The sequence below is a fragment of the Frateuria sp. YIM B11624 genome, assembly GCF_049727805.1.
Taxonomy (GTDB): domain Bacteria; phylum Pseudomonadota; class Gammaproteobacteria; order Xanthomonadales; family Rhodanobacteraceae; genus Frateuria_A.
Genome location: NZ_JBCNYA010000010.1, coordinates 17,279 through 30,730, shown reverse-complemented (window position 1 = coordinate 30,730; position 13,452 = coordinate 17,279). Strand labels below are relative to the sequence as shown.

The 13,452-nt window shown below is 68.9% G+C and carries 9 protein-coding genes and 1 riboswitch; of the genes, 7 read left to right on the top strand and 2 right to left on the bottom strand.

From position 1 onward, the window contains the following. Positions 1-14 precede the first annotated feature (14 nt). Entirely contained in the window at positions 15-806 is a 792-nt protein-coding gene (locus AAIL17_RS06815) for a hypothetical protein (protein WP_424682074.1), read from the top strand. Positions 807-851: 45 nt separating this feature from the next. Here AAIL17_RS06815 and AAIL17_RS06810 read toward each other — a convergent pair whose 3' ends face one another. After that, positions 852-1,556 carry a 2OG-Fe dioxygenase family protein gene (locus tag AAIL17_RS06810; protein WP_424682073.1) on the bottom strand — a complete coding sequence of 235 codons (705 nt, stop codon included), beginning with the start codon at positions 1,554-1,556 and terminating at the stop codon, positions 852-854. Positions 1,557-1,847: 291 nt separating this feature from the next. Continuing rightward, a riboswitch (SAM riboswitch) is annotated at positions 1,848-1,963 on the top strand. 79 nt (positions 1,964-2,042) lie between these two features. Between AAIL17_RS06810 and metX the strand changes: the two genes are divergently transcribed. The 4 genes from metX (at position 2,043) to AAIL17_RS06790 (ending at position 5,962) form a co-directional block, all read left to right on the top strand. Beyond that, the gene (gene metX, locus AAIL17_RS06805; protein ID WP_424682072.1) at positions 2,043-3,056 is read left to right on the top strand and encodes a homoserine O-succinyltransferase MetX; all 1,014 of its coding nucleotides are present in this window, start codon (positions 2,043-2,045) and stop codon (positions 3,054-3,056) included. Between the two features lie 31 nt (positions 3,057-3,087). Continuing rightward, positions 3,088-4,275, top strand: a complete 1,188-nt coding sequence (gene metB, locus AAIL17_RS06800; RefSeq protein WP_424682071.1) for a cystathionine gamma-synthase — start codon at positions 3,088-3,090, stop codon at positions 4,273-4,275. Further along, entirely contained in the window at positions 4,272-5,342 is a 1,071-nt protein-coding gene (locus AAIL17_RS06795; RefSeq protein ID WP_424682070.1) for a homoserine dehydrogenase, read from the top strand. Before metB ends, AAIL17_RS06795 begins: the two co-directional genes overlap by 4 nt. A 65-nt stretch (positions 5,343-5,407) precedes the next feature. Beyond that, positions 5,408-5,962, top strand: a complete 555-nt coding sequence (locus AAIL17_RS06790; RefSeq protein WP_424682069.1) for an N-acetyltransferase family protein — start codon at positions 5,408-5,410, stop codon at positions 5,960-5,962. Positions 5,963-6,044: 82 nt separating this feature from the next. Here the strand turns inward: AAIL17_RS06790 and AAIL17_RS06785 are convergent, their stop codons facing one another. After that, the gene (locus AAIL17_RS06785) at positions 6,045-7,709 is read right to left on the bottom strand and encodes an APC family permease (protein ID WP_424682068.1); all 1,665 of its coding nucleotides are present in this window, start codon (positions 7,707-7,709) and stop codon (positions 6,045-6,047) included. Positions 7,710-8,151: 442 nt separating this feature from the next. Between AAIL17_RS06785 and AAIL17_RS06780 the strand changes: the two genes are divergently transcribed. Beyond that, a complete protein-coding gene (locus tag AAIL17_RS06780; protein ID WP_424682067.1) occupies positions 8,152-11,049 on the top strand; it encodes a TonB-dependent receptor plug domain-containing protein in 2,898 nt (965 codons plus the stop codon). A 112-nt stretch (positions 11,050-11,161) separates the two neighbouring features. After that, complete coding sequence (locus AAIL17_RS06775; RefSeq protein ID WP_424682066.1) at positions 11,162-13,375, top strand: family 20 glycosylhydrolase; 2,214 nt, start codon at positions 11,162-11,164, stop codon at positions 13,373-13,375. The last annotated feature ends 77 nt before the right edge of the window (positions 13,376-13,452 follow it).

Below are 13,452 nucleotides of genomic sequence, written 5' to 3'. Positions count from 1 at the left end.
CCGGAGTGTGGACCATGAAAACCGCAATGCTGGCTGGCGTGCTGGCGGGCCTGCTCGCGCCCGCGTGGGCGATGGCGCAAAGCCCCATCGACGGCACCTGGAAGATCGACATGAACCGGGTGCACCTGCCCACCAAGTCCGACGTGTTCGTGCTCAAGGACGGCATCTTCGACTGCCGCAGCTGTGCGCCGCCTTTCAAGATCAAGGCGGATGGCGCCGACCACCCGGTCAGCGGCCATCCGTATTTCGATGCGGTGGCGATGACGGTGGTGGACGACCACACCGTCAAGGAAACCGACAAGAAGAACGGCAAGGTGGTCGCCACGACCACCACCACGGTAGCCCCCGACGGCAGGACCGCGACCTTCCAGTTCAGCGACAGCAGCGACACCCAGGGCGCGCCGGTCACCGGCAAGGGCACGCTGACGCGCACAGCCAAGGGACCGGCGGGCTCGCACGCGCTGTCCGGCTCCTGGCGGGCGGCCAGCTACCAGAACCTCTCGGACAACGCACTGCGCATGACCTTCAAGGAAGAGGGCGGCAGCCTGACCATGCACAGCCCGACCGGGCAGTCCTACACCGCCCGGCTGGACGGCACCGAAGCGCCATTCCATGGCGATCCGGGCGTCACCAGCGTCAGCGTGACCAAGGCGGGTCCGCACAGCTTCGTGGAGACCGACAAGCGCGACGGCAAGACGGTCAGCATCGACCGGATGACGATCCATCCGGACGGCAGGACGATGGACGTCGCCGTCGACAACATGCTGCGTGCCAGCCACATGTCGTTCGTCGCCGTGAAGCAGTGACGTTCCAGCGCGGGCGCGGTGCGCACCGCCACGCCGGCACAACCCTCAGGCGGCCCGGTAGGTCACCACCAGCACGTCGCGGTGCGCGGCCTGCGCGGGGTCGAGCGGGGTGACGGCGGTGACGCCGTGGAACACCCGCGCGTCGTCCACCAGCGCCGCATCGAATGGGTGGGTGAGGGTGAAGCTGCCCAGCAGCCGGCCGTCGGCGGCGTGGATGGTGGTAGTGCCGCTCTCGATGTTGGTACGGTCGACCAGCAGCACCAGCACATAGTCCACGCCGTCCCGGTGGACACCTTCGGGCGTGGGCTCGCCCGCTTCGCCGGCGCGCGCCTCGATGCGGAACTGGTGCACCTCCACGTGCCAGCGGGCCACCTGCGGCGCGAGTCCGCCAAAGAAGCCGTGGCAGAAATCCAGGACGCGGCGCAGGCTCGGGCCGTCGGCGGTGATGGGCTCGAACCAGCGCTCGATGTCGCCCTGCAGCGTGTTGTAGGTCTTGCTCTGGTAGTGCGGCTGGTCCGGCTCGCGGCGGACGCCCTGCGCATCGGCCGAGAACACCGCATGGCGCCGGCGCCGGTGGCGTCCGACCGAGGCGAGGTAGGCATCCGGTGCCAGCGCGTCCCAACTGGCGGTGAAGGCTGCCCAGTCGGGCAGGGAGGCGGCATCGAGCAGTTCGCGCATGCCGTCGGCGGCGACGAAGGCATAGCCGTCCTGGCGAAGCCGGTCGTGCAGCGCGGGGAGTGTGGCGGTCATGGATGGGGCGAGCGGGAGGGGGCCACAGCATACGCCCGTGCGCAATCCCGGGCCTGCCCGATCTTGAGCCCTCTCCCCTCCGGGGAGAGGGTTGGGTGAGGGGCCGGGGCTCGCGGGGCGGCTTGCTGCTGCGGCGTGGACTTTCTTTCGCTTCGTAGCAGGCCCGCCGCAAGAACCGCCCCTCACCCCAGCCGCTTCCCTGGAGGGGGAATTTCGATGGATACCTTGAAAGGACATCCAGACGTCTAAACGTCTATTGACATATCCATATGCCGAGCCCACAATCCGCCCCACTCATCGAGACCGGCGGAGGGATAGGCCCTTTGATGCCGGGGCAACCTGCGGGAAGCGTTCCCGCCACGGTGCCAATTCCTGCGGGGCGCGTGAGCGCCACCGAGAGATGGGCGTGATTCGTCGCCGACGGCTTACCGTCGGCGAGGGGTGGCGACCTTTCCGGTTCCCGCGGGTGATGCCACGGAGAACCGCATGACCGCCCAGCTGCTGCCCCTGCCTGCCTCGCCCGTCGCCCCGCCATCGCGGGTGGACGCGCGCATGGGCGGCCTCACGGCCCAGCGCAGCACGCGGCGACTGACGCTTTCCCCGAAGTACGGCCACGGCGCGCGCAGCGTCGACGTGCGCTACCTGTGGTGCGGCGCCGCCGACGCGCCGACGGTGATCGTGCAGGGCGGCATCTCCGCCAGCCGCGACGTGACCGCCTTCGACGACGCGGACGGCTGGTGGCAGGCGCTGGTCGACGCTGGTGCCGCGATCGACCTGGACCACTGCCGCGTGCTCTCGATCGACTGGCTGGGCCCGGACGATCTCGGCGTGGAGGCGATCTCCAGCGAGGACCAGGCCGATGCGCTGGCCGCGCTGCTCGACGCGCTCGGCATCCATCGCGCGCACGCTTTCGTCGGCGCCTCCTACGGCGCGATGGTGGCGCTGGCCTTCGCCGCGCGCCACCCGCGCGCGGTGGACCGCCTGGTGCTGCTGGCCGGCGCGCACCGCCCGCACCCGCTGGCCTCGGCCCAGCGCAGCGTGCAGCGCGGCATCGTGCGGCTGGGTCTGGCCAACGGCCAGGCCGACGAGGCGCTGGCGCTGGCGCGGCAGCTCGCCGTGACCACCTATCGTGGCCGCGAGGAGTTCGGCCGCCGCTTTGCCGGCGCGCCGGAGTTCCGCGACGGCCGCTTCCGCCTGCCGGTGGAGGATTACCTGGAACACCAGGGCCGCCGTTTCGTCGAACGCTTCGATGCCGAACGCTTCCTGGCGCTGTCCGAATCGATCGACCTGCACGACGTTACGCCCGAGCACATCCCCACGCCCGCCACGCTGGTCGGCTTCGCCTCCGACCTGCTGGTGCCGCTGGCCGACCTGTGCGAACTGCAGCGGCGCCTGCACGGCCCCACCACGCTGGAAGTCCTCGAGTCGCCCTACGGGCACGACGGCTTCCTCAAGGAAACCCACCAGCTCGCGCCGCTGCTGCGCGCCGCGCTGGCCTGAATCCCCCTGGCTCAAACCCGGAGCACTCCCCATGAGCGAATCGGCCCCCTGTACCCGCGCCGTGCGCGCCGGCATCGAGACGGACACCCAGCACGGCGCGATCGTGCCGCCGCTGCACCTGTCGACCAACTACAGTTTCGAAGGCCTCGGCGGCAAACGGCCGTACGACTACTCGCGCAGCGGCAATCCGACCCGCGACCTGCTCGGCAATGCGCTGGCCGAACTGGAGCTGGGTGCCGGTGCCGTGGTGACCGCCAGCGGCATGGCGGCGGTGGCGGTGGCGCTGGAACTGGTGCCGGCCGGCGGCCTGGTGCTGGCCGCGCACGATTGCTACGGCGGCACCTGGCGCCTGCTCGATGCGTGGGCGAGGAAGGGCCGCTTCGAGGTGGCCTTCGTCGACCTCACCGACCGCACGGCGCTGGCCGCCGGCCTCGCCCGCAAGCCGGCGCTGGTGTGGGTGGAAACCCCGTCCAACCCGCTGCTGCGCATCACCGACATCCGCCACGTGGCGCAGGCCGCGCACGCCGTCGGCGCATTGCTGGTGGTGGACAACACCTTCCTCTCGCCCGCGCTGCAGCAGCCGCTGGCGCTGGGCGCCGACGTGGTGGTGCATTCGACCACCAAGTACATCAACGGCCACAGCGACGTGGTCGGCGGCGCGGTGGTGGCGCGCGACGCGGCCGTGGCCGACCAGTTGAAGTGGTGGGGCAACTGCCTGGGGCTGACCGGCGCGCCGTTCGACAGCTTCCTCACCCTGCGCGGCCTGCGCACGCTGGCGGTGCGCCTGCGCCAGCACCAGGAGAACGCGCTGCGCATCGCCGAGTACCTGGCGCTGCACCCGGCGGTGCGCGCGGTGTACTACCCGGGCCTGCCGGGCCATCCGGGCCATGCGCTGGCCGCGCGCCAGCAGCAGGGCTTCGGCGCCATGCTGAGCTTCGAGCTGGAAGGGGACGAGGCCAACGTCGCCGCGTTCGTCGATGACCTTGCGTTCTTCTCGCTGGCCGAATCGCTGGGCGGCGTGGAAAGCCTGATCGCCCACCCCGCCTCGATGACCCACGCCGCGATGGCGCCGGAAGCGCGCCGCACCGCCGGCATCGCCGATACGCTGCTGCGCGTGTCGGTCGGCATTGAGGACGGCGACGACCTGTTGCTGGACCTCTCGCGTGCGCTCGACCGCGCCGCGGCCGTCAAGCCGTCCAAACGCGTGGTGCGCGCATGAGCGCGGTGCTGGCGGACTGTCGTACGCAACCGGTACCGGCCATCGCCGTGGCGCTGCTGGGTACCGGCGTGGTCGGCGGCGCGCTGCTCAAGCTGCTCAACACGCCGGCTGCCGCGCCGCTCAAGCTGGTCGGCGCCGCCAACTCGCGCCGCCAGCAGACCGATCCGCAGCGGCTGGCCCAGCGCAACCTGCGCGAGCAACTGCGCAATGAGGGCGAGGCGCGCGACGACGCGGCGCTGTTCGCCGCGCTGGATGCCAGCGATGCGCCGGTAAAGGCGATCATCGACGCCACCGCCAGCGCCGCGCTCGCCGCGCGGCATGCGGCCTGGCTGGCGCAGGGCTATCACGTGGTCACCGCGAACAAGGCGCTCGCCGGCGGCGAGCTGGCCGGCTGGCGTGCGCTGCAGGCGGCGCTCGCCCATGGCGCGCGCTACGGCGACGCGGCCACCGTCGGCGCCGGCCTGCCGGTGCTCTCCACGCTGCGCCGCCTGCGCGGCTGCGGCGACAGCCTGCTCACGCTCGAGGGCGTGTTCTCCGGTTCCCTGTCCTACCTGTTCAACCAGTACGACGGCAGCCGACCGTTCTCCGCGCTGCTCGCCGAGGCGCGCACGCTCGGCTACACCGAACCCGATCCGCGCTCGGATCTGTCCGGCGAGGACGTCGCGCGCAAGCTGCTGATCCTGGCCCGCCACGCGGGCTTCGCGCTGGGCAGCGACGAGGTGGAGGTAGAAAGCCTGGTGCCGCCCGCGCTGCGCGAGGTGGATGCCGCCACCTTCCTCGACCGCCTGGCCGAACTCGACGCGCCGCTGGCCGAGCGCCACGCGCAGGCGGCCGCGCGCGGCAACGTGCTGCGCTTCCTGGCTCGCCTCAACCAGCGCGGCCGCGCGCGTGTCGGGCTGGTCGAGGTACCCCCGACCCATCCGGCCGCGCGGCTGTACGGCACCGACAACCAGTTCGCCCTCACCACCACCCGCTACAACACCCAGCCGATGGTGATCCAGGGCCCGGGGGCGGGACCGGAAGTCACCGCACAGGCGTTGCTGGGCGACGTGCTCGCGCTGGCCTGATCGTCCGTGTCGTCATGGAAGGGCAGGAGCTAGGCTTCGGCTTCCTGCCGCCGACCGGAACCGCGATGACGAACCCTGCCGCGCCCGCCATCCACCCCTGCACCCTCGCCGATGCCGAACGCCTGGCGCTGGTCGGGCAGGCGACCTTCCTGGAGACCTTCGCGGGCATCCTGGACGGATCGGACGTGCTGCACCACTGCGCCACGCAGCACGCGCCGGCGCTCTATCGCGAATGGCTGGCCCAGCCCACCACGCGGGCGTGGCTGGCGACGGTAGCGCCCGGCCGCGCGCCGGTCGGCTACCTGCTGATGATGCCTTCGCGCCTGCCGGTCGCCGCGCCGCGCGCGGACGACCTGGAGATCAAGCGCATCTATCTCCTGCAGCGCTTTCGGGGAGGTGGCACCGGGCGCCAACTGGTCGAGCAGGCGCTCACTGAGGCACGCCGCCTCGGCAGCCGCCGCGTGCTGCTGGGCGTGTATGCCGGCAACGCCGCCGCGCAGGCGTTCTATGCGCGCCAGGGTTTCGTCCCGGCGGGCAGGCGCAGCTTCCGCGTGGGCGACCGCGAATACGACGACCACATCCTCGCGCTGGATCTGGACGGTTCCGAAGGAACCGGCTGACGCCTCATCTGCCCGGCGACGCGTTCGCAAAAAAAACGCGCGGCGATCGCCGCGCGTTTCGGGGAGCAGCGGGAGCCGCCACTCAGGAACGGATCACCCGCTCGGCCGTTTCTTCGTCCGGCGGGATCTGCAATGCGTCGGGATGCAGCGCCGCCTGCTCGCGCTCGGCCTCGATCGCCGGCGTGCGCCAACCCGACTTCACGCCCCACAGGTAGAACACCAGGCCGATCACCGCCACCACGGCGAGGTCGTAGCCGTAGGGGATGTAGTCCATGCCGCCGAACTTCGCGCTGCCGATCTTCGAGACCACCGCCAGCGTGACCAGGTAGGCGATCAGCCACCATGCGCCCTTGAGGTGCCGCCCGAACTCGTGCCAGCCGTGCTTGGCCGTGTAGTAGAAGTACACCGGCAGCGCGACCACCATCAGCAGGATGATCTGCCCGGTCAGCGGCCACTTGGCCCAGTACAGCAGCTCGGCGGACATGATGAAGGCGATGCCGGCGATCACCGGCAGGCCGGCCAGCCGGAACGGACGGTGCAGCTCCGGCGCGGTGCGGCGCAGCGTCATCACGCTGACCGGGCCGGTCAGGTAGGAAATGATCGTCGCCACCGAGATCACCGCGGCGAGCGAATCCCAGCCGCGGAAGAAGAACAGGAACAGGAACGACACCACCAGGTTCAGCCACATCGCCGGGCGCGGCACGCCGGACTTCGGATCGATCCGGCCGAAGATGCGCGGCAGCGTGCCGTTGCGCTCCATGCCGTAGATCATGCGCGCGGTGGTGGCGGTGTAGGTCATACCGGTGCCGCTGGGGCTGACGAAGGCGTCGGCGTACAGCAGGATCGCCAGCCAGTTGAGGTTGACCAGCACCGCGAGCTCCGCGAACGGCGAACTGAAATTGATGCCCTTCCAGCCGGCCTTCGCCAGCAGGTCCGGCGGCACGGCGCCGAGGTAGGCCACCTGCAGCAGCACGTACACCACGGTCGCCAGCAGGATCGCGCCGATGATCGCGAACGGGATGCTGCGGCCGGGGTTGTGCGCTTCGCCGGCAAGGTTCACCGGGCTCTGGAAGCCGTTGAAGCTGAACACGATGCCGGCGGTGGCCACGGCGGTGAGGATCGCCGCGAAATCGTTCGCATGGCTGCCGCCGCCCGCGCCCACCGCGAGGTTCTCGCCGTGGAAACCGCTGGCGATCAGCGCGACGCCGGTGGCCGCCGGGATGATCAGCTTGACCAGCGTGATCAGGCTGTTGGAGCGCGCGAACAGCTTGACGCTCCAGTAGTTGAGCAGGAAGTAGACGATCACCAGCACGCCGGCGATCGCCACGCCCATCTGGCTAAGCTCGCCGTGCTGGCCGGGCACGGCGTGGTAGAGGTCCTGCGCCCACTGCCATTTCCAGCCGGCCATGTATTGCACCGAGGCTTCCGCCTCGACCGGGATCACCGAGACGATCGCGATCCAGTTCGCCCACGCCGCGATGAAGCCGACCAGCGAGCCGTGCGAGTAGTGGCCGTAGCGCACCATGCCGCCGGACTCGGGAAACATCGCGCCCAGCTCGGCATAGGTGAGCGCGATCGAGAGGATGATCGCCGCGCCGAGCACCCACGCCCAGATCGCGCCGGGGCCGGCCAGCTTGGCGGCGTTCCACGCGCCGAACAGCCAGCCCGATCCGATGATCGAGCCCAGGCCGGTGAACATCAGTGCGAAAGGACCGACGTCACGCCGGATCGAAGTCTGGTTTGCCATCAAGGGCCCCTGTGTCTGCCGGGCGCAGAGCGCCAAAACCCCGATGGTCGCAAAGTGGGGAGGGTCATGTCACCTGCGCCGGCCGTTTGTTCCCGCGCAATCGGTGCTGTATCGGCCGTCCATCCGTCCATTCGGAAGAGCACGGAACGTTGCAGATCCCCCTTCGTGGCCGATCGAAAAGATCCCCGGGAGCTCAAGTGCGGGCTACCGGCGTGCGCGCCCCGTATCGCCATCATGAACGGCCTTGCTGCTGTGCAAGATGCGCCCGCCCCAACTTCTGATTAACGTATGGACCGATCCAATTAGATCGATTTAAAGCACCAAGAACCGTTCAAGGCGTGGCCCGCGAGGGACGTGCCTACCGCTAGATGCAAGGCGGGCAGGTGCATCGCTGGCGCATGGTTGAACCACACACCGCTGTTGTCTGGGGAGGGGAGTTCTCATGCATCACGTGACCATGTTTCGCCGCAATGCACTCACCGGCGCGCTCGCGCTCGCGCTGTTGCTTCCGTTGGGAGCGCTGGCGCAGGACGCCACTTCGACCGCACCGGCCCAGGCCGATACCGGCAAGGCGCAGAAGAAGCCGGTAACCCTGCAGAAGATCGTCGTCACCGGTTCACTGATCCCGCGCGTGGAAGTCGAAGGCCCCGCACCGGTGGTGACCATTACCGGCGAGCAACTCAAACGCGAAGGCTTCACCACCGTCTACGAGGTGATGAACTCGATCACCCAGACCGGCGTCGCGCAGACGCCGCCGAGCTGGGGCTCGAGTTCGGTCAACGCGCGCCAGCTCAACCTGCGCAACCTGGGCTCCGGGCGCAGCCTGCTGCTGATCGACGGCCATCGCGTCAGCGACTATCCGCAGTCCTCCGGCGCCAGCACGAACTTCCAGAACTACAACAACATCCCGACCGGGATGATCGACCACATCGAGATCCTCGCCACCGGCGCCTCGTCGCTGTACGGCTCCGACGCGGTCGCGGGCGTGGTCAACATCATCCTCAAGAAACACTACGAGGGCGACGACGTGCAGTTCTCGCTCGGCGGCGCCACCCACGGCGGGCGCGAGTACGGCGACCTGAACCTGGTCGGCGGCCGCTCGGGCGATCGCTGGCACCTGGTGTACAACCTCGAGAAATCGCACCGCGACGCACTGTGGGGCCGCGACCGCCCCTACACCGATTCGGAAGCCGACGCCGGCTACGGCGCCTACGACTACAACGCGCGCCTGTTCGGCTGGAACACCTACCCGGGCCTGGCGCTGACCAACGCCGACGGCAACTACATCGCGCCGCCGGCCAACGCGTGCGGCCAGTTCGGCAACAACTTCGCGCTGCGCCATTCGCAGACCGTGTCCACCACCGGCCACACGGTGAACACCAACGACGTCACCGACCACGGCTACTACTGCACGCAGCCGGCCCTGTTCGCCAACTGGGTGCTGACCCCGGGTAGCGACAACACCGACGCCTACGTCGCCGGCGACTACGACCTGGGCGGTGGCCTGCAGCTCTACGGCTCGGCCGGCCTGTGGAAGACGGTCGGCACCTCCAACACCGAGCTGCCGTTCCTGTATCCGATGGGCGGCCTGCCCAACGGTTTCTACGACGCCACCAGCGGCCAGGTGATCAGCAACTACTTCCGTCAGCTCACCCCGCAGGAGCTGGGCAGCTACGGCAACACCCACGACCGCGAACAGAACTGGGACCTGCGCGCCGGCCTGCGCGGCTCGTTCATGGACGACCGCTTCAACTGGGATTTCATGCTCGGCCAGAACAAGTACATCGTGCACGAGTACTACACCGGTCTGAACGAGCAGGGCATGTTCGACTTCTTCTTCGGGCCGCAGCAGGGCACGACGACCGTCAACGGCGAGACGTTGCCGGTCTACGCGCTCAACAGCCAGCGCTTCTGGAACCCGATCACGCCCGCGCAGTACCAGAGCTTCGGCGTGTCCGGCGAGAACACCGCGGTCAGCGAGCTCGATCAGGCCACGCTGAACGTCAACACCGACGAGCTGTTCAACCTGTGGGCAGGTCCGGTCGGCTTCGCCGCGGTGCTGGAAGCCGTGCACCAGAGCTTCCAGCTCTCGCCCGATCCGCGCGGCAACGACACGCACTTCGGCGATCCCTTCCAGGACTACATCACCGGCGGCGGCACGCGTAACCGCATCTCGCTGGGCTCGGAACTGCGCATGCCGCTGACCTCGCAGGTCACCTGGACGCTGTCCGGTCGGCTGGACAAGTATCGCGACGCCAGCGCGGCGGATGTCGCGCGCACCTGGGGCAGTTCACTGGAGTGGCGGCCGTATGAGGGCCTGCTGCTGCGCGGCGGCTACGGCACGAACTTCCACGCGCCGGACATGCAGTACATCTACAAGAACCCGTCGGTGTCGCAGGTCGGCATCTACTCCGATTACTTCCAGTGCATCCAGGCAGGCGACCGCACCTGCAACGCGACCCAGCACAGCACGTACTTCCAGTCCTATCTGGCCGGCGGACCGACGCTCAACAACGAAACCGGTCATTCCTGGACGTACGGTTTCGTGTGGCAGATCCCTGGCGTGCAGGGCTTGTCCGTGTCGGCCGACTACTGGCACATCGGTATCGACAACGGCATCGTCAACGTGGGTCAGGACGATATATTGAAGGACGAGGCAGGCTGTCGTACCGGCCTGAACGTCGACGGCTCGCCGTATATCGCGCACGGGCTGGGTTCGTCCTACTGCCGCAGCGTGATCGCCAACGTCAAGCGCGATGCCAACGGCAACATCACGGCCGTCTACTCAGGCCCGATCAACGAGAGCCAGCTGTACGTCAGCGGCATCGACGCCTCGCTGGCCTATACGAAACCCACCGAGCACTGGGGCAACTTCAGCCTCAGCATCGACTACACCGACAACCTCTCCTACAAGGAGCGGCGGCTGCAGAGCGATCCGCTGGAAAACACCCGCTACGACCGCGTGGCGAGCCGGGTGCGTGGCACGGCCAACTGGCAGGGTAATCGCTGGAGCGTAACCGTCTATGGCGAGCGCGCCGGCAGCATCCGCGCCAACAACTACGACGGGTGCGAGATCCTGGACAACGGCATCAAGCCCGACCTCGGCGATCCGGACTGCGTCGTCTACAAGGGCCGCATCAGGCCGTGGATCGTGTGGAGCGGCTCGGTCGGTTATCGCTTCAGCGACAAGATGAACCTGCGTTTTGGCGTCACCAACATCTTCGACAACAAGGGCGAGATTCCCTACTACGCGGGCGGCTTCGAGTTCATCCCGACGCTGCAGGGAGCCAACTACAACGGCCGCGAAGTGCTGATGACGGTCAACTACAAGCTCGACTGATGGGCCTCCGGGCCGGCAAGGCCGGCCCGGTCGCTCCGGATCCTCTCCGGCGCGAGTTCGCGCGCCCCGGCTTCGGCCGGGGAGCTTTTTTTTCTTGGAAGGGAGAAAGCCCATGCGCGTGGCGACCTTGCTGCTGGTACTCGCGATGGTCGCCTGCGGCGGCACGGTGCATGCGCAGTGGGCGATCATCCCGCAGCCGCAGAAGATCGAGGCAGGGAAGGGGAGTTTCGTGCTCGGCGCGGACACGCGCATCGTGGCGCCCGCCGACGCGCGTGGACGGGAAATCGGCGCCTTCCTGCGCGAGGCGATCCAGGCGCAGGCCGGCCTTGCGCTGCCGACGGACGCATCGGCAAACGGCTCGCGCATCGCGCTGCGCATCGACCCTGCGGTGCACGGCGACGAAGCCTATCGGCTCACCGTCGCACCCGGTCGCATCGACATCGCCGCCGCGGATGAACGCGGCCTGTTCTGGGGAGTGCAGACGCTGCTGCAACTGCTGCCGGCGGAGCATGGCGGCACATTTGAAGTTCCCGCCGTGCGCATCGATGACGCTCCGCGCTACGCCTGGCGCGGCGTCATGCTCGACGTGGCGCGCCACTTCATGCCGGTGGCGCTGGTCAAGCGGCAGATCGACCTGTTCTCCCGCTACAAGATCAACGTCCTCCACTGGCACCTGACCGACGACCAGGGCTGGCGTCTCCAGATCCGCAAGTATCGGGAGCTCACCCGCGTCGGCGCCTGGCGCACCGAGGCCGACGGCACGCGCACGGGCGGCTTCTACACGCAGCAGCAGATCCGCGAGGTGGTCGAGTACGCGCGCCGGCGCAACATCATGGTGGTGCCGGAAATCGAGATGCCCGGCCACGCCTCGGCTGCGATCGCGGCCTACCCATGGCTGTCCTGCCCCAAGCGGCCGATCCAGGTGCCCACGGGCTGGGGCGTGTTCACCGACATCTACTGCGTGGGCGACGAGACCACCTTCGCCTTCCTGCACAACGTGCTCGACGAGGTCGCCACGCTGTTCCCCGCGCCGTACATCCACATCGGCGGCGACGAGGTGCCCAAGCAGCAATGGATCGAAAGCGCCTCCTCGCAGCGGCGCATGCGCGAGCAGCACCTGCGCGACGCCGAAGGACTGCAGAGCTGGTTCGTCCAGCGCATCCAGCGCGATCTCGCCGCGCGCGGCAAGACGCTGATCGGCTGGGACGAGATCCTCGAAGGCGGCGCCGACCGCGACGCGATCGTGGAGATGTGGCGCGGCGACGCGGAGGCGGCCAAGGCGCTGGCCAATGGCAACCGGTTGATCGTCGCCGGCCCGTTCTACATCGACACGCCCGTCGAGGACCTAACGCTCGAGGACGTCTACCGCACCGACGCCTTCGCCGCCCCCGCCTACGCGGCGCATCGCGGCCAGGTTCTCGGCGCCGAGGCGCCGCTGTGGACCGAACGCGTTACGCCGCGCAACCTGGAGGCGATGCTGTACCCGCGCGTGATGGCGCTGTCCGAGCGGCTTTGGAATCCGGACGCGCACGACTATGCCGACTTCCGGCGCCGCGTACGCGCGCACTACCCTTGGCTCGATGCCCACCACGTCGCCTACGGACCGGAGGACCGCGACCTGGTCGACTATCGCCTCGGCTTCAACCCACAGCACCGCCGCTGGCGGCTGCGCGCCGCGCGCGGCTTCGACGACCTGCAGTTGCACTACACGCTCGACGGCAGCGAACCGACCATGCAATCGCCCGCCTTCGGCGACGTGCTGGACCGCTACGAACCGGCGACGATCAAGGTCGCGCCGTTTCGCCACGGCGTGCCGTACCTGGCCAGCCAGACCTTCGAGATCGCCGACAACGAGGCGCTGGGCAAGCCGGTGAGCTACGCCGCCGCGCCCGATCCGCGCTATGCCGGCACCGCTACCCAACTGGTCGATGGCGTGATCGGCAGCGGCGACTTCCACGACGGCCTGTGGACCGGCTGGCAGGGCAGCGACATGGACGCCACGATCGACCTGCAGCAGCCCACGCCGCTGCATGCGATCCGGGTCCGCTTCCTGCAGCAGAGCGGCTCATGGATCCTGCTGCCGCGCCACGTTCGCTTCGCCGTGTCGGACGACGGCAAGCGCTGGCGGACACTGCAGGACGTCGCGCTCGCGGTCGACCCGGCCGACCTGCGCCCGATCGTGCACGAGGTGCGCTTCGACACCGCCGCGCCCGTCACCGCGCGCTACCTGCGCGTCATCGCGCAGAACTACGGCCTGCTTCCCGCGGGGCACGAGGGCGCCGGCCAGCCGGCCTATGTGTTCAGCGACGAAATCCTGGTGCGGTGACTGCAGCCGTCGTTCGATCGGTCCGCAGTCTCGATCCACCGCCCATCCCGTGTGGCATCGGACGTATCGCGAGCGCG

Coding starts and splice junctions, on each gene's coding strand:
- AAIL17_RS06815 (WP_424682074.1), top strand. CDS start 15: ATGAAAACCGCAATGCTGGCTGGCGTGCTGGCGGGCCTGCTCGCGCCC.
- AAIL17_RS06810 (WP_424682073.1), bottom strand. CDS start 1,556: ATGACCGCCACACTCCCCGCGCTGCACGACCGGCTTCGCCAGGACGGC.
- metX (WP_424682072.1), top strand. CDS start 2,043: ATGACCGCCCAGCTGCTGCCCCTGCCTGCCTCGCCCGTCGCCCCGCCA.
- metB (WP_424682071.1), top strand. CDS start 3,088: ATGAGCGAATCGGCCCCCTGTACCCGCGCCGTGCGCGCCGGCATCGAG.
- AAIL17_RS06795 (WP_424682070.1), top strand. CDS start 4,272: ATGAGCGCGGTGCTGGCGGACTGTCGTACGCAACCGGTACCGGCCATC.
- AAIL17_RS06790 (WP_424682069.1), top strand. CDS start 5,408: ATGACGAACCCTGCCGCGCCCGCCATCCACCCCTGCACCCTCGCCGAT.
- AAIL17_RS06785 (WP_424682068.1), bottom strand. CDS start 7,709: ATGGCAAACCAGACTTCGATCCGGCGTGACGTCGGTCCTTTCGCACTG.
- AAIL17_RS06780 (WP_424682067.1), top strand. CDS start 8,152: ATGCATCACGTGACCATGTTTCGCCGCAATGCACTCACCGGCGCGCTC.
- AAIL17_RS06775 (WP_424682066.1), top strand. CDS start 11,162: ATGCGCGTGGCGACCTTGCTGCTGGTACTCGCGATGGTCGCCTGCGGC.